Raw genomic sequence first — 22,007 nt, forward strand, 5'->3', positions numbered from 1 at the left:
AGTTCTAGAAGAACGGGAACAGTTCCGTGGTGATTTGGCCGGTCGGCTTGCAGCCACGTTAAACAACTCGCTAAAGGGCCGTTTGCGTGACGTAACCGGCTTTGCGATCGCATTGCCGGTTTTTTTATTGCCTGACGGCGGGCAAGGAGAGTCACATGACCGCGCTCCGCGCCGCAAAAACCAACAACGAGGCCGACAACCCGTCGAGCCCGGTGTTGCGTTTTGGCCCTGACAAGCCGCTCAAGCTCGACGCCGGCACGCTGTTGTCGCCATTCCAGATCGCCTACCAGACCTACGGCACGCTGAACGACGCCCGCTCTAACGCCATTCTGGTCTGCCACGCGCTGACCGGCGACCAGCACGTCGCCAACACCAATCCGGTGACCGGCAAGCCCGGCTGGTGGGAAGTGCTGATCGGCCCCGGCAAGATCATCGACACCAACCGCTTCTTCGTCATCTGCTCCAACGTCATCGGCGGCTGCCTCGGCTCCACGGGTCCGGCCTCGACCAACCCGGCCACCGGCAAGCCCTACGGGCTCGACCTACCAATCATCACCATTCGCGACATGGTGCGGGCGCAATTGATGCTGGTCGACCATTTCGGCATCGAAAAGCTGTTTTGCGTGCTCGGCGGCTCGATGGGCGGCATGCAGGTGCTGGAATGGGCATCGTGCTATTCCGATCGCGTCTTCTCGGCGCTGCCGATCGCCACCGGCGCGCGCCATTCCTCTCAGAACATTGCCTTCCACGAGGTCGGCCGCCAGGCCGTCATGGCCGACCCGGACTGGCATGGCGGCAAGTATTTCGAGCACGGCAAGCGCCCGGAAAAGGGGCTGGCGGTGGCGCGCATGGCGGCCCACATCACCTATCTGTCGGAAGCGGCACTGCACCGCAAGTTCGGCCGCAATCTGCAGGACCGCGAAGCGCTGACCTTCGGTTTCGACGCCGACTTTCAGATCGAGAGCTATCTGCGCCATCAGGGCATGACCTTCGTCGACCGCTTCGACGCCAATTCCTACCTCTACATGACCCGTTCGATGGACTATTTCGACCTCGCCGCCGACCATGGCGGCCGGTTGGCCGATGCCTTTGCCGGCACCAAGACGCGCTTTTGCCTGGTGTCGTTCACTTCGGACTGGCTGTTCCCGACCGAAGAGAGCCGCTCGATCGTGCATGCGCTGAACGCTGCCGGCGCGTCCGTCTCTTTCGTCGAGATCGACACCGACCGCGGCCATGATGCCTTCCTGCTCGACGAGCCGGAATTGTTCGCCGCCATCAAGGGCTTCATCGGCTCGGCGGCTCGCGCCAAGGGGCTCGCCTCATGAGCGTCAACGGCAGCCAGCGCGTCGACCTCGAAGTCGTCGCCAACCTCATACCGCCGCAGTCCAGGGTGCTCGATGTTGGCTCCGGCGACGGCCTGCTGCTCGAACTCCTGCAGGAAACCAAGCAGGTCGACGGCCGCGGCCTGGAACTGTCGCAGCGCGGCGTCAACGAATGCGTGGCGCGCGGCCTCTCGGTCATCCAGGGCGATGCCGACACCGACCTCGAATTCTATCCCGACAAGGGTTTTGACTTCGTCGTCCTGTCGCAGACGCTGCAGGCCACCCGCAACCCGAAGCTGGTGCTCGACGAACTCCTGAGGATCGGCAACCGCGCCATCGTCTCCTTCCCCAATTTCGGCCACTGGCGGGTGCGGCTGTCGCTGTTCTTCAAGGGACGGATGCCGGTGACCGAGGACCTGCCCTATTCCTGGTACGACACGCCCAACATCCATTTCTGCACCATCCGCGACTTCGTTAATCTGGTCGAGGAACTCGGCGCCTCGGTCGAGAAAGCCACCGCCCTCGACGGCAATGGCCAGAAGATCGGCCTGTCGATGCCATGGTGGTTCTGGAATTTCTTCGGCCAGCAGGCGGTGTTCTTGCTGAAGCGATAGAGTTTGCCCCTATTCCAGCACGTCGGTGGCCTTGTGCGGGTGCCTGACACCGTCGGCGATGACCACATCGGTCATGGCTGAACTCCCTGTTCGATCGAAGCGCAATAACCGGCTCCGGTGGCGCAATCTGCGGAAATGACGACCATCGGTCGATTACGTCAGGGGTAATCGGCTGGCCTACGGGCATCCTGGCTCAACAGTTTGTGATGACATTGCCGCTGGTTTTTTGTAGCGTCGAATCGAATGCCATCCCGAGGTAAGGCTTGGAAGGCGAACCTGTCAAAGCATCCGGCTTCCAGGGAATTCGGGGCATAATCGAAGCAGCATGTCCAAGACAACCGACCTCGCTCCGCTGATCTCGGTGATCACGCCGACGCACAATCGCCGCAGCAAGGTGGTGCGCGCCGTCGAGAGCGTGCTGGCGCAGAATTTTGCCCGGTTCGAGCACATCGTCGTCGATGACGGCTCGACCGACGGCACGGCTGCGGCACTCGCCGAAATCCGCGATCCACGGCTGATCTATGTCGGCTCGAAATGGCGTGGCGCCAATGCCGCCCGCAATGCCGGCATCGAGCGGGCACGGGCGCCGGTGGTGACATTCCTCGATTCCGACGACGTCTATTTGCCGGATCGGCTGGTGCGGACGCTGGAGCAGTTCGACAACAATCCCTCGCTCGAAGTGCTGATCAGTTCCTTCGTGTCGTTGAAGGGCAATCGCCGCACCAATTGCGTCAACCGCGAAGCTCTCCTGAGCCGCGACTCGCTGGAACGTGCCCTTGTCGCGCAGACCATCTTCATTGCAGGCTCCGCAATCACCGCCCGGCGCGAGTCGCTGCTTGCCATTGGCGGTTACGACAGCGACGTCACGCGCATGCAGGATCGCGAATTGCTGCTGCGCTTTGCCCGGCGCAGCGGCGCGCAGTTGTCCGAAGTGATCGACTGGAAAAAATACAATTCGGAGAATTCCATCTCCGGACAGCGCGATGGCTATGTCGAAGCCTATGCCAGTTTGATCGACAAGCACCCCTATATCGCCGACCGCTACCCCCACATTCCGCCCTACATGATCGCCCGGCAGCTCATCGCCGACGCGCTCAAGGGCAGGGTTTCGCAGGCGTTCTCCGGCTATCTGGCCAACCGGTCATCCAAGGCGCTCGGCTATTCGCTGCCGCAACTGTTTCGCGGCTATGTCGGCGGCCGGCGCTGGCGCCGCGATCTCTACGCCGAATTTCGCGACAAATACGGTGCGCGGCCCGCCTAGAGCTTCCGTCGGGAACTGTCTCTAGGCGTCATTTGTCGAGTTCCGGGAAATAAGGGTCGGAATAAAGCCGCCGGTCGCGTTCACCCTGCAGGCAGTCCATGGGCGCTGCCGCGTCGATCGTGACCACGGTCGCATCGGCAATGCCGCTCACCTCCAGGATAAGCTTGCGGCGTATGGCGGTGGCGAATTCGGAGGCCGCGTAGATCGGCAGCACGAAGGAGCCGGGCCCACCGGTGACGCAATCGTCATAGTACTGGTCGAGATGGCTGAAGGTCGGTGACGGGCTGATCAGGATCGGCAGGCCGTTGATGACGATGCCCTTGGCCACCGCGGCATCGCGTGTGGTGGCGACCGGCAGCCCGGTGTTGTTGGGACCGTCGCCAGAAATGTCGATAACGCTGCGCGGCGCATCGAAGCCGGTGCCGTCGAAAAGCCCGGCGCCGAAGGCAAGCGCGCCGGAAATCGAGGTGCCGCGAAAGCTGCGGAACGGCCGCGCGGCAATTTTGTCGGCGAAGGCGTTGGCGCTCTCTGCGCTGTCGATCACCTGCCAGGCGATGACGCCATCCTCGCGCACGACGCCCGCCCATTCGAAATAGGCAAGCGCGATGCGGCCGGTCGTGCCCGAGCGCACGGCCTTGATGAAATCGGGATGCCTGAGCGCCTCGACATAGCCGGCGCGCTGCAGGGCGAACTCCCTCTCATCCATCGACAGCGAGATGTCGACCGCCAGCACCAGCTCGACATCGACGGCAGTGCTGTCGGCCGAGACAGCCACAGGCGTTGCCGGGGTGCAGGCAAGGCAGGCAAGCAGGCTGAGCGCGTCGAGCATGGCCGGACCCACGATGTTTCCATCGGAATCTTCGCCGCGATCGCGGCGAAATAAAGCCCCGCCTACTTCTTTCGCCGCGCGACCGCCTTCGGCGGCGGGTCGATGGCGCCGGCCCTGACGCGGGCCGGTTTCAGCGCTGGTGCGCCCAAATCCTTCACGATGCTCAACGCGCGTGGAAAGAAATGAGCGTTGTGCAGACCGCGTCCGATATTGAGGATCGCGGTGTCTGGCAGGCGTTTCTCCAGCATCGACAGCACGCGCCGCAGCGACGGGCCGTCGAACGCATCCATCGCCTCGTCGATGATCACCCATTTCGGCTGCCGCAAGGCAAGCCTGGCGAAGGCGAGCGCACGTTGCTCGTCATCGCCCAGTTCGTGATCCCACCGCGCCGTGCGGCCGAGTGAGGACGACAGCCGCTCGAGACCGACCTCGGCGAGCACCGCCGAAATGTCGGCATCGCTCGCCGGCGCAGGTCCATTCGGGTGGTCGAGGACCTCGCGCAGAGTGCCGACCGGGAAATACGGCACGCGCGGCACGAAGATCGGGACCTCTCCCGCCGGCAGGCCGATGCGTCCGCTGCCCCATGGCCACAGGCCGGCGATGGCACGGAAGAACAGCGTCTTGCCGGCGCCCGGCTCGCCGGTGATCATGACGCGCTCGCCGGGATGGATTTCGACATGGCTGTCGGCAAGCTTGGTGCAGCCCTCGGGCGAGGCCACCTGGAGCTTTTCGAACGTCAGGCTGCCATTGGCGCTGTCGCCGAATTCGATGCGCCTTTCCTTGTCGTGCAGCACATCGGTTTCATCGAGCGCGATGCGGAAGTCGGCGACACGCATCAGCGTCGCGCGCCAGTCGGCGATGCCGCCGATATTGTTGATGAACCAGCGCAGCGACGAATGCACCTGGTTGAAGGCGCCGACCGCCATCATCAGCCCGCCGAAGCTGATATCGCCCGAGAAATAGACCGGCGATGCCACCAGGATGGGCGCCACCACGGTGATCCAGCCATAGGTGTCGGTCACCCAGGACAGGTTGATCTGCGCGGTGTAGATACGCCGCATCGCGCCCAGCACCGTGCCGAGGTCGATTTCGAGCCGTCGTTTGGCGTCGGCTTCGCCATGGTAGAGCGCAATGGCATCGACGTTTTCGTTGACCCGCACCATCGAGGAGCGCAGCTCGGCCTCACGCGTGTAGCGATCGCTGTTGAGGCGAATCAGCGGCCGCCCGACCAGCCAGCTCAGCCAGGAGGCGATTCCGGCATAGAGGAACGCTGCCCAGACCATGTAGCCCGGTATCGCCAGCGACCAGCCGTTGATGTGGAAGACGAAACCCGACGACAATTGCCACAACACGCCGACGAAGGACACGAGCAGGATGAATGATTGCAGCAGGCCGACGCCGAGGTCCGTCGTCAGATCGGACAGATGCGCGGCATCCTGCTGCATGCGCTGATCGGGATTGACGCCAATGGCGCCGGCATTGGCCAGCCGGAAGGCCCGCGCCGGCCGCATCCACTGAGCGATCAGGTCGAGCGTCAGCGCCTCGCGCAGCTTCAGCCGGATCATCTGGTTGAGCCAGGTCTGAGCGATGTTGAGCACCAGCAGCGTGCCGGCGATCATCGCAAAGATGAGCAACTGGTTCAGGAAGGCCGCCATGTCGCGGCGCGCCAGCGCATCGTAAAAGGGCTGGTTCCAGCGGTTGAGCAGAACCTGGCCGATCGACGTCGCGACGATGACGGCCATGATGCCGACCGACGTCCACAGCAGCCAGTTGCGCACCGGCGACCCGACCAAAGCCCGTTTGATCGTCGCCACCTGATCGCGCAGGCTGCTGGCTTCGACGGTTACCGGCTGAGCGGTGGCGTTCGTGTCCGGTTGATCAGCCATGCGCGAGGTCCTTGCGTTCAGAAGCGTTGCTGAAACCGGATGGAGGGACGTGAAGGCACCGGCCGCTCAAACGGACTGCGAATGCATCGGCGACAGATAGGTGGGAAATCCCCACGCAACACCTCATGATCACGAAAGTGTCATCCGGCGTGTGGTCGGTGTCACCCGGTCGGCCCGACGGCCAAGCCTTGTCGCGCCGTGCGGCGACAGCACCGGCACGAAGACACGGCGCGAGGCGCGCTGGGCGACCGGCACGCCCTGATAGAGCCGCTTCTGCGCCTCGACCACGATGACACCGGAAAAGATCGGCCAGAACCGCCTGCCGGCGCGCTCCAGCACATTGTGGAACCGCATCATGAAGCGCCGCGGCGATGGCGGGAAGAACAGCGCGTCGGACCAGGAGGCCGGCGTGAAGTTCGCCTCGCGCAGCAATTCGGTGAGCTGGCCGCGCGAGAACGGCCGGCCATTGCCGAACGGCGTGTGCTCGAACCGGGCCCAGACGCCGCGCCGGTTGGGCACGACGATGACGACACGCCCCGCCGGCGACAACACCCGCCAGATCTCGTTCAGCGTCTCGCGCGGGTTTTCGACATGCTCCAGCGAATGCACGAGCAGCATGCGGTCGATGCAGGAATCGACCAGCGGCAGTTCCTCGTCGAAGACCAGCGCCGTCGACGTCGGCCCGCTCGCCGGCCAGACCACCGCACCTTGGGTGGCCGGCATGAAGGCAAAGACCCGCTCGGCATCGGTGCCGAACCGCTCCAGCCACGGCAAGGTATAGCCGAGCCCGACCAGCCGCTCATTGGGCACGGCAGCCCATATCGAGGACAGCGCCATGGTGATCGAGCGTTCGGCCAGGCGGCCGAGCGTGGTCGAATAGAAGGAACGGAGATCGACGATATCGGAATGCATGCGCGGGACGGTAGCTGCGATGCCGCTGAAGTTCAACAAAGGTGCCAAGTTCCGGATGACATCGGCGGGCAAGCGCCCTATGTCTGCGGCGACAGATGGAGAGATGAAAATGCCGGTCGAAATCGAACAGTTCATGTGCCGCAGCGACAATTTCGGCGTGCTGGTGCATGACCCCAAGAGCGGCGAGACCGCCATCATCGACGCGCCCGAAGAAGCGCCGATCCTGGCCGCGATCGAGCGAACCGGCTGGAAGCCGACGATGATCCTGACCACCCACCACCATGTCGACCATGTCGAGGCCAATCTGGCGCTGAAGGAGCGCTTCAAGCTGCGCATCGTCGGACCGGAGGCGGAAAAGGAAAAGATCCCCGGCATCGATGAGACCGTCGGCCAAGGCTCGGTCGTCCATCTCGGCGGCGAGCGGATCGACGTCATCGCCACGCCGGGCCACACGGCGGGCCACGTCTCCTATCACCTGCCGGCCTCGAAAGTGGCGTTCACCGCCGACACGCTGTTCGCGCTCGGCTGCGGCCGGCTGTTCGAATGCAAGCCGCGGGTGATGTATGAATCGCTGAAGAAGCTCGCCGCACTGCCGGCCGACACGGTCATCTATTGCGGCCATGAATATACGCTCTCCAATGCCCGCTTCGCGCTGACTGTGGACCCGACCAATTCGGCGCTGAAGGAGCGCGCCGCCAAAATCGAGACGCTGCGCGCCGACAACAAGGCGACGCTGCCGACGACGATCGGCGAGGAACTGTCGACCAATCCGTTCCTGCGCTGGCACGACCCGGCGATCCGCAAGCATCTCGGCATGGAAAAGGCCAGCGATGCCGACGTGTTCGCCGAGATTCGCAAGCGTAAGGACAATTTCTGACCATCGTGACATTCCGGGAGCAGCCATGACCAGCGCCGCTGAAATCATCGCCACGCTTGGCCTCAAGGCGCATCCGGAAGGCGGCTGGTATGCCGAGACCTTTCGCGACGGCGCCGGGCGCGGCCATTCGACGGCGATTTATTTCCTCCTGGAGCAGGACCAGATTTCGGCCTGGCACCGGGTCAAGGACGCGGCCGAGGTCTGGCATTTCCACGCCGGCGCACCGCTGGCGCTGTCGATGTGCGAGGAAGGCAGTGCCGTGATCGAGCAGGTGCTCGGCATTGAACTTGCGGCGGGCGAGCGGCCGCAGATCGTGGTGCCGGCCGGCTGGTGGCAATCGGCACGCAGCCTCGGCGAATGGACCCTGGTCGGCTGCACCGTGGCGCCGGGCTTCGACTTCGCCGCCTTCGAGATGGCAGAACCCGGCTGGGAACCTAGCTCAGCAAAAAGCCAAGCGTAATCGCCAGCTGGGCTGCGTAATACAGCACCCAGACGGCATAGCGGATGCCGGCGCGATAGGGCGCGATGGCCGGCACCAGGAATTTTTCCGTGGCAAGCAGCCCGTCCGACGCCATGAACAGCACGGCACCGCCGATGACCCACGGATTGTCCAGCGTCAGCGCCGAAATGCCCATCGCCAGAATGGCGGCGATATAGACGGCAATCGGCATCCGCAGGCCGGGGCCGACACGGCGCCAGAGTGCCGCCAGCATGACGACCACGAATGCCGCCATGGCGAGTGCGATGGCGCCGCGCCATGTCTCGGTGCCCAGCACATCCAGCCTGCCGCCGCTGCGCAGGAAGAGCGGCACATAGAGGATATGCGCCGCCAGGAAACTGGCCAGCCCGCCGAGGAAAGGCGTCTCGCCGTCACGCGACAGAAAAGCATCGCCGACGGCGCTGAGGGCCAGCGCCGCGACGAGCAGCAACGGCCCACCTTGCATGAAGGCGAGCACCGCAAGCATGGCCACGGACAGCGTCTTTGCCGCCGAGCGGGCAAGCGTCGGCCGCATATCCAGGGTGAAGGCGTAGATCACCGCCGCCACCAGCGAAAAAATCAATGTCGCATTGGCATTGGCGTCGATGCCGCCGGCAAACGGCATCGTCATGCCTTGGCTCCGATCTCAGCCGGCTTGAGCAGGAACAGCGACTTCGCCGCCAGGGCCGCCCCGCCGGTGATCAGCACGCAGGCGGCGAGGATACGCAGCGACGGCTCGGCGACGCCGGCCGCTATCAGCACCAGGGTCGACAGAAGCGGCGCCGCATAGCTGGCAGCCCCCAGCACCTGGATGTTGCCGCGCTTGACGCCGATGTCCCAGGCGTAAAAGGCGGCGCCCACCGGCATCAGCCCGAGACCAAGCACCGCCAGCCACTGGCCGAGGCCATCGGGCAGCACCGTCTTTTCCAGCAACAGATGGCAGACGAGGGACAGCGCTGCCGTGGCTGCACAGAACCAGGTGACGATCGAGGTCGGCACCGCCGGAAAACGCCGCGACAGCAGCGAATAGGACGACCACAGCAGCGCGCAGACCGCCGCCATCGCATAGCCGAAGGCATAGCGCGCATCGAAGGCAAGACCGCCACCCTTGGTGACGATGAGGACAGTGCCGGCCAGCCCAAGCAGCGCGCCGACGACATGGTTCCAGGCCAGCTTCTCGCCCGGCATCAGCGCCGAGCCGAGCACGATCAGCAGCGGCCACAGATAGGCGATCAGGCTTGCCTCCACCGCCGGCGCGTTGCGCAGCGCGGTGAAGTAGAAGAAGTGGTAGCCGAACAGGCCGGCAATGCCGATCAGCCAGACCTGGCGCGGGATCTTCTGGCTTTTGTCGGTCGCCGGCATGAACAGCCGGGCGACCAGCCCGACCGCGGTGCCGATGGTGAAGGTGATGGCCGACAAAAGGAAAGGCGGCACGGCGCCCGAGGCGTCGGTGAGCAATGCCAGCAGCGCCCACATGGCGACCGCCGAGAAACCGATCAGTGTTGCGCGCCCCATGCCCGTCTCCGGCGGCGCGCCCCATTTCAATTCGGGTGGGCGCGCCTATTCTGTTGCTTCGAACCGCCCCGCGCTGACGGTCAAGGTGCCTATCTGCGTCCCGACCGTGGCGTGGATCGGCGCATATACGCCGGTTTGGCCGAGCGGTGCAAACGTCACCATCATCTTGCTCTTGTTCTTCAGGTAATTCAGCGCCTTGCGGCCCTTTCGGTAGCCCGCCACCGGCTCGAAGCTCATCTTGCAGGTGACGGTGTCGCCCTTGTAGCCCTTGACCGAGATCGAGCCTTTCGAGGCATAGGTCAGCGTCAGGTCGGCGCGCATCTCGCCATCATAGAACTTCACCTTGCGCCCGCAGACCTTGTCGAGGCTGTCGGCATGGATGACGGTGGCGGCCATCGGGTCGAGTACCGATGTCAGATCGTTGCCACCCAGCGGTATCCAGGTCTTGGGATTGCGCTTCTTCGGTTCGGGGATGACCTGGGTGGCGGTAACCGCGCCATTGGCAAAGCGGATATCGACGACGGAAGCCTTCTTGCCGGACTTATAATCGGCGCGAAACGCCTGCGGCTGCATCTGCTTGCCCAGGATCTTGCCCGTTGACGAGATCGTGCCGCTCGTATCGTCGAACAAGGTGGCGATACCGGCGCTGGAGACCGTGCCGTCGATGGAATAGCTATCGCCTTCGTAGTGGCTGTTAAATTTCGCCTTGGCCACCGAAAGGCCGAGGAACGACACGGTATATTCGCCCTTGAAGGACTGCGGGGCAGTTGCCGGCGCGGCGGCGAGGGCTGACGTCGGCAAGGCAGCGGCAAGCATGGCGACAACGGCATGTGGCGGGCGAAGCATGGCGGGGATCGTTCCTTGAATTTTCAGGCCGCAGATGGGCAACTCCGGCCTGGCATGTCCCTATGCGCCCGCTTATAGGCTGAATTTCGGCCTTTATATGAAAGGACCGCCGCATCCCGAGGGAAGCCGGAGCTTGACGCCTCGGCGAAATGCAACTATGGAACGCCAACTTTTCCATAAGGCCGCCTGACTAAAACCGCGCGCCGCCCGGCGCGGGCGAAAATGGTTTGGCAGGCTTAGAAAGAACTGAAGGTTAGAACCATGTCCCGTACCTGCGAACTCACTGCCAAGGCAGTCCAGACCGGCAACAATGTGAGCCACGCCAACAACAAGACCAAGCGCCGCTTCCTGCCGAACCTCGTCAATGTGACGCTGATTTCGGAAGCGCTGAACCAGAATGTGCGCCTGCGCATTTCGGCCAACGCGCTGCGTTCGGTCGAGCATCGCGGTGGCCTCGATGCCTTCCTGGCCAAGGCCGACGCCAAGGAATTGTCGCAGCGTGCGCGCCTCTTGAAGAAGCAGATCGCCAAGAAGCTGGCCGACCAGCCCGCCGCTTAAAGAGATTAAGGCGGGGGACGACCGCCTTGCGCATCGGAGCGATCCGGTGCTCAAAACTTGCAAGGCAGCGCGATCCGCATTTCGGATAGCGCCTGGCTGGTTCCATTACCCAGGATAAAAAAATGACTTCCTTCTCGCGATATCTGCCCTTTGTGGCCGCCATGGCGCTTGTCGTCGTGGCATCGAACATTCTCGTGCAGTTCCCGATGCAGGGCCAGGTCGGCGGCCTGTCGCTGGCCGACATCCTGACCTGGGGCGCCTTCACCTACCCCTTCTCCTTCCTGGTCACCGACCTTGCCAACCGCCGCTACGGCCCGACCGTGGCGCGCCGCATCGTCTTTGTCGGCTTCATGACCGCGGTGATCTGCTCGATCCTCGTCCCGCCCTTCCTGTTTCGCCACGGGCTAATCGAATTCGAGACCGCAGCCGACCGGCTGGTGCGCATTGCGGCGGCTTCGGGTGCGGCGTTCCTTTGCGCGCAATTGCTTGATGTGACCGTGTTCAACCGGCTGCGCCGGCAGAGCTGGTGGCGCGCCCCGATCGTCGGCACGCTGGTCGGCTCGGTGTTCGACACGCTGGTGTTCTTCAGCGTCGCCTTTTCCGCCCTCTTCGCCTTCGCCGGCCCGAACGACAGCTTCGCGCTGGAGACGGCGCCGCTGATGGGCGTGCTGCCGGTCGAGACCATGCGCTGGGTGTCCTGGGCGCTCGGCGACCTCTCGGTGAAGCTGATCATCGCCGTGGTGGCGCTGATCCCCTACCGGCTGCTCGCCGCTCGCTGGAGCCAGCCGGCCGTGGCCGCTTAACGCTGTGATCCCTTGGGTCCAGCTCGACTCGGCCAAAACGCCGGACGGCGGCCAGGAATTGCGCCTCAAGCAGCGCGGAACTGAATTTTCGATCATGCTCGGTACAAACGAGCTGATGAACAGCCGCCTCAGCGGCTCAGAAGAGGCGCTGGCAAAACTGTCCTGCGACAGGATTGCCGGACACAGCCGACCGAAAATCCTGATCGGCGGCCTCGGCATGGGCTTTACGCTGCGCGCAGCGCTTGCCGAACTTGGCGCCGACGCAGGCATCACCGTCGCCGAGCTTGTCCCGGCGGTCATTGCGTGGGCGCGCGGCCCTTTGGCAGCGCTGTTTGCCGGCTGTCTCGACGATCCCCGTGTGAGCGTCCGCGAGGCCGATGTCGGACACGTCATAACATCCGACAAGGCGGCCTGGGACGCCATCCTGCTCGACGTCGACAATGGTCCCGATGGCATCGTCTACAAGAGCAATGACGCCCTCTACGGCGCCGCCGGCCTCGGCGCGGCGCGTGCCGCATTGAAGCCCGGCGGTGTGCTGGCGGTGTGGTCGCAAGGGCCGGACAGCGGCTTCACGCGCAGGCTGAAGCAGGCTGGTTTTGCCGTGGCCGAGGTGAAGACGCGCGCCAATGGCAAGCGCGGCGCCCGCCATGTCATCTGGATCGCAACCAACCCGCGATAAGCCTGCCGGGCGAAACTGAGATCATCGGCAGCAAGAGCCAGGGAGCCGGCGCCTTATCTCAGGGTGAGCGAGAAGCCGCCCGCGCCGTGCGCGTCGAAATACCGGTACAAGGTGGAAGCATTCCAGCCATGCGGCGCCTCGCGACGGACGTCGAGGTGACCTGGGTCTTCAAAGCTCACCTCGGGCGTGGGTCCTTTCAACGTCGCGCCGCTGTAATCCAGCGTCACGGAGTCGCCAGTGTCGGCAAAGGAGATGGTGATCTTGCCGTCGCCATAGCTGATGTCGGCGTCGTCGATTGAACGCTCGGCGAAGACGATCGTTGTCTCTCCGGCAACCCGGACGACATCCTTGCCGTCGCCGCGATCGAAGAACAGCTTGGCCTTATCCGTGCCGGTGAGATCGATCCGATCGTCGCCCAGCCCGCCTGAAATGGCGTCGGCGATGCGCGCGTTGATCCTGATCGTATCGTCGCCGCTGCCACCCTCGACGCGATCGACCTTGGCGGCGGCGATGGCGATGGCGTCGTCGTCATCGCCTCCGTAGACGCCAAAGACGGCCTGACCGCTCGCGATCGTGATGATGTCGGAGCCCTGGCCGCCGGAGATGCCATCGACCCTCTGCCCGGCGGCGGCGGTGATGATGTCGCGGCCTTGGCCGCCTGAAATACCGCGCGCTTCGTTGCCTGCAGCAACGGTGATGATGTCGTCGCCGGCGTCGCCGGTTATGTTGTCGATGTTCATTCCGCCCGCAAGGGCAAGCACATCGCGTCCGTCGCCGCCCCAGATTCCCGAGATATCCCGTCCTGCAGAAACGGCGAGCGCGTCATCGCCTTCGCCGGCGGAGACGTTATAGACATCCCGTCCGGCAGCAATGTTGACGACATCATTGCCGGCGCCGGCGAAGATGCCACGACCACTGGGTATGACGACGGCGATTTCTTTGCCACCGACCATCGTGTTCGTCACGACAGCGCCCGGTGCGGTCTTTCCCTGCCAATAGTCGGAGGTGGCGTCTTCAGTCGACACCAGATTGAGCCGATCGTTTCCGTCGCCCAGCGAGACGTAGTTCGGTGCGGTATCGTCGCCGGACGACATGATGTTGACGGTGTCGTTGCCGGATCCGGTTTCGATAAACTCGGCATTGACGGGCATAACGAGCAGGAAGCCGTCGCTGCTCCCGGCGCCTTCAATCGACAGCTTGATGATCCTCGCCAACGCACTTTGCTGGGCGCTGTCGCCTCTGCGAAGGCTTGGACCATCGGTCAGGAGGCCGATCGGTTTCGGCTTCTCACCGGAACCGCCTCTGAGCAGCAATTGCAGGGCCACCTGCTGTCGGGATACGGATGAGGCGCTCGTCATGGGTCCGGAACCGGTTGCACGGTTCCAGACAGGCGTCGCCCGACTGAAACCAGGGATTGCAAGGCAGTTTGCCGATTCGGCGTTACCAAACCGTGCATGGTTGCAGACGGGAAAGCAGAAATCCGGTCGGCTCAATCCTGGTGCAGGATGAATTCCAGATAGAGGTTGCGCTGCAGGATCGAGTGGTTGTCGTCCGAGATCAGCGACACCATCACCGCGCCGTCGTCGCGGGTCCAGACGTCGAGCCCTTCCATATTGTCGATCTGATAGCCCATATCGGCTTCCATCAGCACCGGTCCGTCGGCGACAGCGCCCTTCTCGACGCTTTCGCCATAGATGCGTCTGAGCCGCATCTTCACCCCGCCGGCCATCGAGAAACTGCGCTCCAGAAGCAGAAGGTCGCCGTCCGGCAGGAAGGCGCCGTCGGTGATATCGAAATCGCCATTGCGCTTGACGGTAAAGACGCCCTTGTGTGGCCCTTCGATGATGGCGGCATAGATGTTGCCGGCCTTGTCCAGGCTCTTTTCCGAAACCACGACCAACCCGCCCTCGTGCTGGCCGTAGGGATTGGCGTGGGTGACAGTCTCGAAGCCACGGTTCTGCCTAAGTTCCCGGGCTGGAACCAGGAAATTCAGCTGCTTGAACGGCGCCTTCATATTGTCGGGGTCGATCTTGAACTGGGCGACGCGCTGGTCGCGCTCGAAGCCGACGGTAGCGATGCCATCCTTGACCGCCAGGCCCTCGGCGTCGACCTGCCATTTCTTGTCGATCGGCCGTCCCGAGGCATCGACCATCTGTTGCATGCGGAAATTCTGGATGCCGGACGGCCGCTTGTCGGCGTCGTGGGCTATGGTGCCGAAAAACCAGAAGCCTGTATCGGCGACGCCGATGAAATCACTGCCGGGTTTGAGGAAGCGAAACGCCGACAGCGCGCCGAAATCGCGCGTCGTCGAGGTCATCTCAAGACCGCCGACGAACTCCAGCGGACCGAACTGTTTGTCGGCGCTGCCTATATGGAAGTTGCTGATCGGTCGGGCCGAGACTTCGACCGGCTCGATCGCGCTTGGCCCGGCGGCGATGGCTGGCGCCAAAGCCATGCCAAACAAGGCAGTGGCGGCGAAAAACGTCTGCCTGAAGCCACCACGCAAAAAGATCATCCGGCGCGCCGATAGCCGCCGCGGCGCGTGTCGCGCGCGTTTTCCTCGGCAAACAGCGAGGCCAGCTGCTCGGTCATGGCGCCGGCCAGTTCCTCGGCATCGACAATGGTGACGGCGCGCCGGTAATAGCGGGTGACGTCGTGGCCGATGCCGATGGCTAGAAGCTCCACCGGCGAGCGCGTCTCGATCAGCTCGATGACGGCGCGCAGATGGCGCTCGAGATAATTGCCCGGATTGACCGACAGCGTCGAATCGTCGACCGGCGCGCCGTCCGAGATCATCATCAGGATCTTGCGCTGTTCGGGCCGGGCGATCAGCCGGTTGTGCGCCCACAGCAGCGCCTCGCCGTCGATGTTTTCCTTGAGCAGGCCCTCGCGCATCATCAGGCCGAGATTGCGCCTGGCCCGCCGCCAAGGATGGTCGGCAGATTTGTAGATGATGTGGCGCAGATCGTTGAGCCGTCCGGGATTTGGCGGCTTGCCGTCCTTCAGCCACTTCTCGCGCGCCTGGCCGCCCTTCCACGCCCTTGTGGTGAAGCCGAGAATCTCGACCGAGACGCCGCACCGCTCCAGCGTGCGCGCCAGAATGTCGGCGCAGGTGGCGGCAACCGTGATCGGCCGGCCGCGCATCGAGCCCGAATTGTCGAGCACCAGCGTCACCACCGTGTCGCGGAATTTGGTATCGCGCTCCTGCTTGAACGACAGCGGCTGCATCGGGTCGATGACGACACGCACCAGCCGGGCCGGATCGAGGTAGCCCTCTTCGAGGTCGAAATCCCAGGAGCGGTTCTGCTGCGCCATCAGGCGCCGTTGCAGCCGGTTGGCGAGCCGGCCGACGACGCCGGAGAGATTGGCCAGTTGCTTGTCGAGGAAGGCACGCAGCCGGTCGAGTTCTTCCTCCTCGCATAGCTCTTCCGCGCCGACCGTCTCGTCGAAGGCAGTGGTAAAGACCTTGTAGTCGATCTCTTTTGGCAGATTGGTGAAGGGATTGTCGTTGCGGCGCGCCTCGCCGGGCGTCTCGGCGTCTGCATCGTCATCGTCGGAGAGGTCGTCGGCGGTGGCGTCTGACGCCTCCGTCTCGGACGACTGTTCGTCGTCAGCCGAGGCCTCGGCATCCTCGGACTGCGACTGCTCGGAGCCGGAATCGTCTTCGCCGCCCTCCTCGCTTTGCTCCTCGCCTTGCGGCTGGTTCTCGTCATTGTCCTCGGAGTCTTCGGTCTCCTGGTCGTCGCCGAGTTCCTCGGCCATCTCCATGGACGCCAGCATGTCACGCACGACGCGGGCGAAGGCCTGCTGGTCGCCGAGTTTGGCCGAGAGACCATCGAGGTCGGCCTTGGCCTTCTCCTCGACCCAGGGCCGCCAAAGTTCGACCAGCCGCTCGCCGCTCTTCGGGATCGGGCGGCCGGTCAGCTTCTCGCGCACCATGAGCGCGAGTGCTTCCTCGATCGGCGCGTCGGCCTTGTCCTTGACGTCGACAAGGTTGGCCTTGGCGTATTTGTCTTCCAGCATCGAGCCGATATTGTCGGCAACGCCTTGCATGGCACGGCTGCCGATCGCCTCGACACGCGCCTGTTCGACCGCGTCATAGATCGAACGCGCCAGCTTGCCTTCCGGCGCCAGCTTGGTGTGGATGCGCTGATCGTGGCAGGCCCGCTTCAGCGCCATGGAATCGCCGAGCCCGCGGGTAATCGCGATATCCTCCTTCGAGGCTTTCTTCGGCAATTCAGGCAAACGGGCACGGCTGCCGGCAAGTGCGGGCCTGTCCTTGGCGAAACCGACTTCGAGTTCCTTGTCACCGGCAATGGCGCGCATGCAGACGGTGACGGCGCGCTTGAAGCTGTCGGCTTCAGACCCCGTCTTCGACTTGTTGCGCGTGTTGTCGCCCGGACCCGCCATTATCTATCTCTAATTCGCCGCCGGCTGCTGGCCGAGCTGAGTGCGCAGGATACCAACAATCTCTTGCACCGAGATTGTAAAATAGCCTCCCTTGCCGCTGTCATATGCCTGTCTCCACAGGCTGTATCCATGGCCGAAGCCATCGGGAATTGGTGCAGTCCCCTCAAGCTCAACCACACTCTCCCTGAGCACGTCAGCCGCCACAGGAAGGTGGGGAACGGTTTGCAGCGGCTTTCCGTCATTCGGTATCGGCGCATCGGTAACTGAAATCGACACGATCGGTTGATCTTCGCCTTCCAGATTGTCGACTGCGCCTATGATCACCCGCGACGATATTGGCGTCGCACCGTGATAGGTCCAGGTCTGCCCAGGTTTGAAGGGTTCGTTCTGGGCCATAGCTGCCTGAGAGAGACCAAAGCAGAGGATTGAGAAGCCCCACAGGAACGTCCGACCGGTTGTTCCCATGGAGCGATGTTACCCCAGCACCACGTTGGCGGCGCTCTCGGGCAAATCCTCGCCGAAGGCGCGCTGGTAGAACTCGGCCACCACCGACCGCTCCAGCTCGTCGCATTTGTTGAGGAAGGTCAGCCGGAACGCCATGCCGATATTGCCGAAGATCTCGGCATTTTCGGCCCAGGTGATGACGGTACGCGGGCTCATCACGGTCGACAAGTCGCCATTGATGAAGGCCGAGCGCGTCATGTCGGCGACGCGCACCATCTTGTTGACGATGTCCTTGCCCTTGCCGTCGCGATAGTGCTTGGCCTTGGCCAGAACGATGTTCACCTCATTGTCGTGCGGCAAATAGTTCAGCGTCGTGACGATCGACCAGCGATCCATCTGCGCCTGGTTGATCTGCTGCGTGCCGTGATAGAGGCCCGTGGTGTCGCCGAGACCGACCGTGTTGGCGGTCGAAAACAGCCGGAACGCCGGATGCGGACGGATGACCCGGCTCTGGTCGAGCAGCGTCAGGCGGCCTGACGATTCCAGCACGCGCTGGATGACGAACATCACGTCCGGACGTCCGGCGTCATACTCGTCGAAGCACAGCGCGACATTGTGCTGGTAGGCCCAGGGCAGGATGCCGTCGCGGAATTCAGTGATTTGCAGCCCGTCCTTGACGACGATGGCATCCTTGCCGACAAGGTCGATACGGCTGACATGGCTGTCGAGGTTGACGCGCACGCAAGGCCAGTTGAGGCGGGCGGCGACCTGTTCGATATGGGTCGACTTGCCGGTGCCGTGATAGCCCGACACCATGACGCGGCGGTTGTAGGCAAAGCCGGCAAGGATCGCCAGCGTCGTCGCCTTGTCGAACAGATAGTCCGGATCGATGTCCGGCACATGTTCTGATGTCACCGAATAGGCCGGCACCACCATCTTGGACTCGAAGCCGAATTTTTCCTTCACCGACACCGTCGTGTCCGGCAAATTGGCGATGTCGCGATCGACCTTGTTCATCTCTATCCACGTCTCCACGGGCGAAAAGCCTGATTTCGCCGGCAATCGATTTTGTCCGGGGGCGGTCTTAGAGCCTTTTCCACCCTTATGAAAGTTGGAAAACGACACGAACCGTTGGGTTGCTCAGCACAAACCCGCCTGCTTGAGCACGCGATAGGCCTGCAGCACATCGCGGAACCGGTCTTCCGAACCTCTGTCGCCGCCATTCGCATCCGGATGGTGGCGCTTCACCAGTTCCTTATAGCGCGCCTTGATGTCCTTGCCAGTCGCCTTTGTATCAAGGCCAAGCGTTTCCAGCGCCTTGGCCTCAAGCGGCTTGGCCTTGCGTTCGCGCGCCTCGCGCGGGTCTTTCGGCCCTTTGAACAGGTCGAAAGGGTCGCGCATGCGGTTGTAGTAGCCGGCGCGGCCGGAGCGCATCTGCGCCATATCGGGGGAAGAGCGCGTCGAGGCACCGGCGATGCCCATCTTCCACGTCGGCCGGTGGCCGGTCATCGCCTCCTTCTGGAAGCGGGCGATCTCGGTGTCCGGCACGCCGGAGAAGTAGTTGAAACCCTTGTTGTATTCGCGCACGTGGTCGAAGCAGAACTGAAAATACTCGCCTTCCTTCATGCGCCCGACCGGCGCGCGATGGGTGCCGGCCTCCTTGCAGCCGTCCCACTGGCAGATCGGCGAGCGCGACTTCAGCTCCGCGTCCTTTTCGGGACGGATCCGAATCTTCTCGAAATATTTGGGGTACGGTTTCATCTCACCCATTTATGGGCTGTTCGCACGTGCGAAACAAGAATTGACATTTTCGCGATGATCGCCCTAACCGCTGAATCGCGGCATAAAGCAGGGCGAATGGTGATTTTTGAGGCGGCCCGGCGAGATCGATCCCGATTTCCCGATCACGCCTTGCAGATATGGTGAAGGGAAACGGCGATGTCCATACAGGCGACCATGGAAGACAAGCTGAACAAGGCGTTTTCGCCGGAGCGGCTGGTTATCGTCAACGAAAGCCACCTCCATGCCGGCCACCACCACCACGGCTCCGACCATCACGGCGCCTATGACGGCACCGGCGAGACGCATTTTCGCGTCCGCATCGTCTCGCCCGTCTTTGCCGGCATGAGCCGCATCGACCGCCACCGCGCCGTCAACGAATTGCTGGCGGCGGAGCTGAAGGCCGGCGTCCATGCGCTGGCCATCGAACCGGCCGCCCCCGGCGAAAAGACCCGCTGGTAGGCGGATTTCGCCTTAGATCACTGCTTCGATCAGAAACGGTCCGGGGCGCGAAAGCGCGCTGTCGAGCAGCGCGTCGAAGCGTTCGCACGTATCGGCGCGGGCCGCCTCGACGCCCATGCCATTGGCCAGTGCAACCCACTCCAGCGCGGGATGGTCGAGACCGAGCATGCGCCTGGCGTTCTCGCCGATCGAATTCACACCGACATTTGTCATTTCACCATGCAGGATGGCGTAGGTCCGGTTGGAAAACACGATTGTGACCACGTCGAGCTATGCGCGCATAGCCGTCGGCGGCACCCGTGACTACGCCCTCGAACAGGCCGAGCACGCACCGCATCTCAGGCTTGCGGTCGAGTGCGGCAACGAAATGCATTTCCGACGTGCCGGGGTTGGCGAAACAGACGGTGACATGATTGGCCAGCAGCACGTCACACAGCAGGTCGGCGCCATTCATGAAATTCTCCCCCCGGTTCGACAGTCAGCAGCAATGCACCTAGGTGCGCCGGCTCGGCAATATCCCCCGGCACTTTTGGTCTGATCCAGCACGCTCGCGGCGATCAGCTGACCGTCGATTTGAGGAACGCCAGCGCGGCGGCCGTCAACGCATCGCCGTCCTCGCCAAAATCATGGTTGATCGACATATGCGTGTAGGCGCTGCCGTCGAACAGCGTCACCGCTGTGCCGGTGGCGCGCAGGCGCTTGGCAAAGGCCGTCGATTGCTCGTCACGGCCATCGGCGCGAGAGTAGGCGATGAAGGTCGGCGGATGCTTGCGCCCGTCGACATAGCTCGCCGGCGACAGGGTCGCCCATTGCGAAGGATCGGAAAAGACGCGGGCATAAGCGCGGACCATGCCGCCACTTTTCTCAAGCGCCGCAAGATCATAAGCCCTGGTATCGTCGAGGATCAGCCCGGCCACACCGGGCAGCCCGCCGCGCATGCCGGTAAGCGCGATCAAATGGCAGCCGGCCGAATGGCCCATGCCGACGATGCGGTCGGGATCGCCGCCATGTTTGGCGATGTTGGCCCTGACATAGGCATAGGCCTTCTCAACATCGCCGGCCTGGGCGGCGACATCGGCCTCGGGCAACATTCGATAGTCGATGGAGACGAAGCAGAAGCCGTTGGCGAGCAGGAAGGCGGGCTTGGCGCCGACCTGGCTGCGTTTGCCGAACTGCCAGGTGCCGCCATGAACGAAAAACACCACCGGCAGGCCGCTGGCGTTTTCGGGTGCATAGATATCGAGCTTGGCCGGTCCGTAATCGAAGGTCTGGGCAGACGGCCGCCGCCCCGAAGCCGTTGCGCCGCCGACCGGCAACAGCGCCGCCAGTGAGGCCAGAAGCAGAGTTCGCCGGTCGATCATCATTCTCTCCTGGTCACCCGTCGCAGAATGCATCGTGGCGCCGCGAAGTTCCAATGAAGGATTGGTAATGCGGGCTGCGCTAGGTTTCTCCCGCCGGCCGGATCCTGATCCTGGCGATCCGGTTCTTGTCGCGCTTCATCACCACGAAGCGCTTGCCGTGGAAGGTGAAAGCCTGCTTTTCCTCGGGGATCGACTGCGTCTCGTGGATGACCAGGCCGGCAATGGTGGTGGCTTCCTCGTCCGGCAGGTTCCAGTCGAGCGCCCGGTTGAGATCCCTGATCGGCACCGTGCCGTCGACGACGACGGAGCCGTCGGCTTCCTGCTTGACGCCCTGGATGTCGACATCGTGCTCGTCGGCGATCTCGCCGACGATCTCCTCGATGATGTCCTCCAGTGTCACCAGACCTTCGACCTCGCCATACTCGTCGACGACGATGGCGAAATGCGCCTTGGCGCGCAGGAAGGCGTTGAGCTGCTCTTGCAAGGTCGTGGTGTCGGGCACGAACCACGGCTTGGACGCGATCTTCATCACGTCGATCTTGGTAAAGTCGTTGCCGACCTCGTTTAGCGCCCGCAGCAAATCCTTGGCGTGCAGCACGCCGACAATGTTGTCGAGCGAGCCCTTCCACAGCGGCATGCGGGTGTGCGGGCTCTGCAGGATCTCGCGCACCACGGCTTCCGGCGCATTGTCGGCATTGACCGAGCGCATATTGGTGCGGTGGACCATGATGTCGGAGACTTCGAGCTCGTCAAGGTCGAACAGGCCGCCGACACGGTCGCGGTCCTCACGCACCACCTGGCCGTCACGGCGGAAATCGTCGACCGCGCCGCGCAATTCGTCCTGGGTCGACCGCTGCGGCTCGATGCGCGACAACTCATAGCCGAACATGGCAAGCAGGCGCGTGCGCACGGCAATGAAAAACAGGATGAGGATGGCGAGGACGGCGACGACGATCCAGCCAATGTCCATC

24 protein-coding genes, 1 pseudogene and 1 riboswitch are annotated in these 22,007 nt (G+C 63.4%); of the genes and pseudogenes, 9 read left to right on the forward strand and 16 right to left on the reverse strand.

Going from position 1 to position 22,007, the window contains the following annotated elements; all coding sequences use genetic code 11:
• Positions 1 to 16: 16 nt before the first annotated feature.
• Positions 17 to 94, forward strand: a riboswitch (SAM riboswitch).
• A gap of 61 nt (positions 95 to 155) precedes the next feature.
• The 3 genes from metX (at position 156) to AC04SH_RS20170 (ending at position 3,197) form a co-directional block, all read left to right on the forward strand.
• Positions 156 to 1,325 carry a homoserine O-acetyltransferase MetX gene (metX, locus tag AC04SH_RS20160; protein ID WP_477235981.1) on the forward strand — a complete coding sequence of 390 codons (1,170 nt, stop codon included), beginning with the start codon at positions 156 to 158 and terminating at the stop codon, positions 1,323 to 1,325.
• Entirely contained in the window at positions 1,322 to 1,936 is a 615-nt protein-coding gene (metW, locus tag AC04SH_RS20165; protein ID WP_477235979.1) for a methionine biosynthesis protein MetW, read from the forward strand. The genes metX and metW overlap by 4 nt, the downstream gene beginning before the upstream one ends.
• A 325-nt stretch (positions 1,937 to 2,261) precedes the next feature.
• The gene (locus AC04SH_RS20170) at positions 2,262 to 3,197 is read left to right on the forward strand and encodes a glycosyltransferase family 2 protein (RefSeq protein ID WP_112562217.1); all 936 of its coding nucleotides are present in this window, start codon (positions 2,262 to 2,264) and stop codon (positions 3,195 to 3,197) included.
• A 28-nt stretch (positions 3,198 to 3,225) separates the two neighbouring features.
• Here AC04SH_RS20170 and AC04SH_RS20175 read toward each other — a convergent pair whose 3' ends face one another.
• From AC04SH_RS20175 to AC04SH_RS20185, 3 genes are all read right to left on the reverse strand, one after another.
• Positions 3,226 to 4,026 (reverse strand): DUF1194 domain-containing protein, encoded by an 801-nt coding sequence (locus AC04SH_RS20175; protein WP_488576532.1) that lies wholly within the window; start codon positions 4,024 to 4,026, stop codon positions 3,226 to 3,228.
• A gap of 62 nt (positions 4,027 to 4,088) precedes the next feature.
• Positions 4,089 to 5,912: an ABC transporter ATP-binding protein/permease gene (locus AC04SH_RS20180; RefSeq protein ID WP_488576356.1), complete on the reverse strand. Its 1,824-nt coding sequence runs from the start codon at positions 5,910 to 5,912 to the stop codon at positions 4,089 to 4,091.
• Between the two features lie 129 nt (positions 5,913 to 6,041).
• The gene (locus AC04SH_RS20185) at positions 6,042 to 6,824 is read right to left on the reverse strand and encodes a class I SAM-dependent methyltransferase (protein ID WP_488576533.1); all 783 of its coding nucleotides are present in this window, start codon (positions 6,822 to 6,824) and stop codon (positions 6,042 to 6,044) included.
• Between the two features lie 109 nt (positions 6,825 to 6,933).
• Here AC04SH_RS20185 and gloB point away from each other — a divergent pair, with 109 nt between their 5' ends.
• Together gloB and AC04SH_RS20195 are read left to right on the forward strand one after the other, a co-directional pair.
• Positions 6,934 to 7,701, forward strand: a complete 768-nt coding sequence (gloB, locus tag AC04SH_RS20190) for a hydroxyacylglutathione hydrolase (RefSeq protein ID WP_488576357.1) — start codon at positions 6,934 to 6,936, stop codon at positions 7,699 to 7,701.
• Between the two features lie 25 nt (positions 7,702 to 7,726).
• On the forward strand, positions 7,727 to 8,161 hold the full coding sequence (locus AC04SH_RS20195; protein WP_488576358.1) for a cupin domain-containing protein: 435 nt from the start codon (positions 7,727 to 7,729) through the stop codon (positions 8,159 to 8,161).
• On the opposite strand, the gene AC04SH_RS20200 is transcribed toward AC04SH_RS20195, so the two are convergent.
• From AC04SH_RS20200 to AC04SH_RS20210, 3 genes are read right to left on the reverse strand one after another with little or no spacing between them, the layout of a single operon-like run.
• Positions 8,136 to 8,810 (reverse strand): lysoplasmalogenase, encoded by a 675-nt coding sequence (locus tag AC04SH_RS20200; protein ID WP_488576359.1) that lies wholly within the window; start codon positions 8,808 to 8,810, stop codon positions 8,136 to 8,138. The genes AC04SH_RS20195 and AC04SH_RS20200 overlap by 26 nt on opposite strands.
• Positions 8,807 to 9,694 carry an aromatic amino acid exporter YddG gene (yddG, locus tag AC04SH_RS20205; RefSeq protein WP_488576360.1) on the reverse strand — a complete coding sequence of 296 codons (888 nt, stop codon included), beginning with the start codon at positions 9,692 to 9,694 and terminating at the stop codon, positions 8,807 to 8,809. Before yddG ends, AC04SH_RS20200 begins: the two co-directional genes overlap by 4 nt.
• Positions 9,695 to 9,739: 45 nt before the next feature.
• A complete protein-coding gene (locus tag AC04SH_RS20210; protein WP_488576361.1) occupies positions 9,740 to 10,540 on the reverse strand; it encodes a DUF3108 domain-containing protein in 801 nt (266 codons plus the stop codon).
• Positions 10,541 to 10,801: 261 nt separating this feature from the next.
• Here AC04SH_RS20210 and rpmB point away from each other — a divergent pair, with 261 nt between their 5' ends.
• From rpmB to AC04SH_RS20225, 3 genes are all read left to right on the forward strand, one after another.
• A complete protein-coding gene (gene rpmB / locus AC04SH_RS20215) occupies positions 10,802 to 11,098 on the forward strand; it encodes a 50S ribosomal protein L28 (protein ID WP_023670682.1) in 297 nt (98 codons plus the stop codon).
• 122 nt (positions 11,099 to 11,220) lie between these two features.
• Positions 11,221 to 11,901 carry a queuosine precursor transporter gene (locus AC04SH_RS20220; RefSeq protein WP_488576362.1) on the forward strand — a complete coding sequence of 227 codons (681 nt, stop codon included), beginning with the start codon at positions 11,221 to 11,223 and terminating at the stop codon, positions 11,899 to 11,901.
• A gap of 4 nt (positions 11,902 to 11,905) precedes the next feature.
• Positions 11,906 to 12,580: a polyamine aminopropyltransferase gene (locus tag AC04SH_RS20225; RefSeq protein ID WP_488576363.1), complete on the forward strand. Its 675-nt coding sequence runs from the start codon at positions 11,906 to 11,908 to the stop codon at positions 12,578 to 12,580.
• A 53-nt stretch (positions 12,581 to 12,633) separates the two neighbouring features.
• On the opposite strand, the gene AC04SH_RS20230 is transcribed toward AC04SH_RS20225, so the two are convergent.
• The 6 genes from AC04SH_RS20230 to AC04SH_RS20255 all read right to left on the reverse strand — a co-directional run bounded on the left by AC04SH_RS20230 (position 12,634) and on the right by AC04SH_RS20255 (position 19,204).
• Positions 12,634 to 13,938, reverse strand: a complete 1,305-nt coding sequence (locus AC04SH_RS20230; RefSeq protein ID WP_488576364.1) for a calcium-binding protein — start codon at positions 13,936 to 13,938, stop codon at positions 12,634 to 12,636.
• Between the two features lie 131 nt (positions 13,939 to 14,069).
• On the reverse strand, positions 14,070 to 15,095 hold the full coding sequence (locus tag AC04SH_RS20235; protein WP_488576365.1) for an esterase-like activity of phytase family protein: 1,026 nt from the start codon (positions 15,093 to 15,095) through the stop codon (positions 14,070 to 14,072).
• The gene (gene cobT, locus AC04SH_RS20240; protein WP_477263107.1) at positions 15,092 to 16,990 is read right to left on the reverse strand and encodes a cobaltochelatase subunit CobT; all 1,899 of its coding nucleotides are present in this window, start codon (positions 16,988 to 16,990) and stop codon (positions 15,092 to 15,094) included. The genes AC04SH_RS20235 and cobT overlap by 4 nt, the downstream gene beginning before the upstream one ends.
• Before the next feature lie 9 nt (positions 16,991 to 16,999).
• Positions 17,000 to 17,386 (reverse strand): hypothetical protein, encoded by a 387-nt coding sequence (locus AC04SH_RS20245; RefSeq protein WP_477235948.1) that lies wholly within the window; start codon positions 17,384 to 17,386, stop codon positions 17,000 to 17,002.
• 78 nt (positions 17,387 to 17,464) lie between these two features.
• Positions 17,465 to 18,451, reverse strand: a complete 987-nt coding sequence (gene cobS, locus AC04SH_RS20250) for a cobaltochelatase subunit CobS (protein ID WP_112393311.1) — start codon at positions 18,449 to 18,451, stop codon at positions 17,465 to 17,467.
• A 123-nt stretch (positions 18,452 to 18,574) separates the two neighbouring features.
• The gene (locus AC04SH_RS20255; RefSeq protein ID WP_488576366.1) at positions 18,575 to 19,204 is read right to left on the reverse strand and encodes a J domain-containing protein; all 630 of its coding nucleotides are present in this window, start codon (positions 19,202 to 19,204) and stop codon (positions 18,575 to 18,577) included.
• Positions 19,205 to 19,372: 168 nt separating this feature from the next.
• On the opposite strand from AC04SH_RS20255, the gene AC04SH_RS20260 reads away from it, so the two are divergent.
• On the forward strand, positions 19,373 to 19,675 hold the full coding sequence (locus AC04SH_RS20260; protein WP_192258319.1) for a BolA family protein: 303 nt from the start codon (positions 19,373 to 19,375) through the stop codon (positions 19,673 to 19,675).
• A gap of 12 nt (positions 19,676 to 19,687) precedes the next feature.
• Here AC04SH_RS20260 and AC04SH_RS20265 read toward each other — a convergent pair whose 3' ends face one another.
• The 4 genes and pseudogenes from AC04SH_RS20265 to AC04SH_RS20280 form a co-directional block, all read right to left on the reverse strand.
• Positions 19,688 to 19,888, reverse strand: coding sequence for a thiamine pyrophosphate-dependent enzyme (locus AC04SH_RS20265; RefSeq protein ID WP_488576367.1), 201 nt, complete (start codon positions 19,886 to 19,888; stop codon positions 19,688 to 19,690).
• A 55-nt stretch (positions 19,889 to 19,943) separates the two neighbouring features.
• Positions 19,944 to 20,129 (reverse strand): annotated as a pseudogene (locus AC04SH_RS20270) (thiamine pyrophosphate-binding protein); the annotation flags it as partial.
• Between the two features lie 103 nt (positions 20,130 to 20,232).
• Positions 20,233 to 21,036, reverse strand: coding sequence for an alpha/beta hydrolase (locus tag AC04SH_RS20275; RefSeq protein WP_488576368.1), 804 nt, complete (start codon positions 21,034 to 21,036; stop codon positions 20,233 to 20,235).
• Positions 21,037 to 21,115: 79 nt separating this feature from the next.
• A complete protein-coding gene (locus AC04SH_RS20280) occupies positions 21,116 to 22,006 on the reverse strand; it encodes an HlyC/CorC family transporter (protein ID WP_488576369.1) in 891 nt (296 codons plus the stop codon).
• Position 22,007: the final 1 nt, after the last annotated feature.

The sequence above is a fragment of the Mesorhizobium sp. CNPSo 4688 genome, assembly GCF_057784295.1.

What these genes read in the sequence shown, in the direction of transcription:
- metX (WP_477235981.1), top strand. Translation starts at nt 156, where the DNA reads ATGACCGCGCTCCGCGCCGCAAAAACCAACAACGAGGCCGACAACCCG.
- metW (WP_477235979.1), top strand. Translation starts at nt 1,322, where the DNA reads ATGAGCGTCAACGGCAGCCAGCGCGTCGACCTCGAAGTCGTCGCCAAC.
- AC04SH_RS20170 (WP_112562217.1), top strand. Translation starts at nt 2,262, where the DNA reads ATGTCCAAGACAACCGACCTCGCTCCGCTGATCTCGGTGATCACGCCG.
- AC04SH_RS20175 (WP_488576532.1), bottom strand. Translation starts at nt 4,026, where the DNA reads ATGCTCGACGCGCTCAGCCTGCTTGCCTGCCTTGCCTGCACCCCGGCA.
- AC04SH_RS20180 (WP_488576356.1), bottom strand. Translation starts at nt 5,912, where the DNA reads ATGGCTGATCAACCGGACACGAACGCCACCGCTCAGCCGGTAACCGTC.
- AC04SH_RS20185 (WP_488576533.1), bottom strand. Translation starts at nt 6,824, where the DNA reads ATGCATTCCGATATCGTCGATCTCCGTTCCTTCTATTCGACCACGCTC.
- gloB (WP_488576357.1), top strand. Translation starts at nt 6,934, where the DNA reads ATGCCGGTCGAAATCGAACAGTTCATGTGCCGCAGCGACAATTTCGGC.
- AC04SH_RS20195 (WP_488576358.1), top strand. Translation starts at nt 7,727, where the DNA reads ATGACCAGCGCCGCTGAAATCATCGCCACGCTTGGCCTCAAGGCGCAT.
- AC04SH_RS20200 (WP_488576359.1), bottom strand. Translation starts at nt 8,810, where the DNA reads ATGACGATGCCGTTTGCCGGCGGCATCGACGCCAATGCCAATGCGACA.
- yddG (WP_488576360.1), bottom strand. Translation starts at nt 9,694, where the DNA reads ATGGGGCGCGCAACACTGATCGGTTTCTCGGCGGTCGCCATGTGGGCG.
- AC04SH_RS20210 (WP_488576361.1), bottom strand. Translation starts at nt 10,540, where the DNA reads ATGCTTCGCCCGCCACATGCCGTTGTCGCCATGCTTGCCGCTGCCTTG.
- rpmB (WP_023670682.1), top strand. Translation starts at nt 10,802, where the DNA reads ATGTCCCGTACCTGCGAACTCACTGCCAAGGCAGTCCAGACCGGCAAC.
- AC04SH_RS20220 (WP_488576362.1), top strand. Translation starts at nt 11,221, where the DNA reads ATGACTTCCTTCTCGCGATATCTGCCCTTTGTGGCCGCCATGGCGCTT.
- AC04SH_RS20230 (WP_488576364.1), bottom strand. Translation starts at nt 13,938, where the DNA reads ATGACGAGCGCCTCATCCGTATCCCGACAGCAGGTGGCCCTGCAATTG.
- AC04SH_RS20235 (WP_488576365.1), bottom strand. Translation starts at nt 15,095, where the DNA reads ATGATCTTTTTGCGTGGTGGCTTCAGGCAGACGTTTTTCGCCGCCACT.
- cobT (WP_477263107.1), bottom strand. Translation starts at nt 16,990, where the DNA reads ATGGCGGGTCCGGGCGACAACACGCGCAACAAGTCGAAGACGGGGTCT.
- AC04SH_RS20245 (WP_477235948.1), bottom strand. Translation starts at nt 17,386, where the DNA reads ATGGCCCAGAACGAACCCTTCAAACCTGGGCAGACCTGGACCTATCAC.
- cobS (WP_112393311.1), bottom strand. Translation starts at nt 18,451, where the DNA reads ATGAACAAGGTCGATCGCGACATCGCCAATTTGCCGGACACGACGGTG.
- AC04SH_RS20255 (WP_488576366.1), bottom strand. Translation starts at nt 19,204, where the DNA reads ATGGGTGAGATGAAACCGTACCCCAAATATTTCGAGAAGATTCGGATC.
- AC04SH_RS20260 (WP_192258319.1), top strand. Translation starts at nt 19,373, where the DNA reads ATGTCCATACAGGCGACCATGGAAGACAAGCTGAACAAGGCGTTTTCG.
- AC04SH_RS20265 (WP_488576367.1), bottom strand. Translation starts at nt 19,888, where the DNA reads ATGACAAATGTCGGTGTGAATTCGATCGGCGAGAACGCCAGGCGCATG.
- AC04SH_RS20275 (WP_488576368.1), bottom strand. Translation starts at nt 21,036, where the DNA reads ATGATCGACCGGCGAACTCTGCTTCTGGCCTCACTGGCGGCGCTGTTG.
- AC04SH_RS20280 (WP_488576369.1), bottom strand. Translation starts at nt 22,006, where the DNA reads ATGGACATTGGCTGGATCGTCGTCGCCGTCCTCGCCATCCTCATCCTG.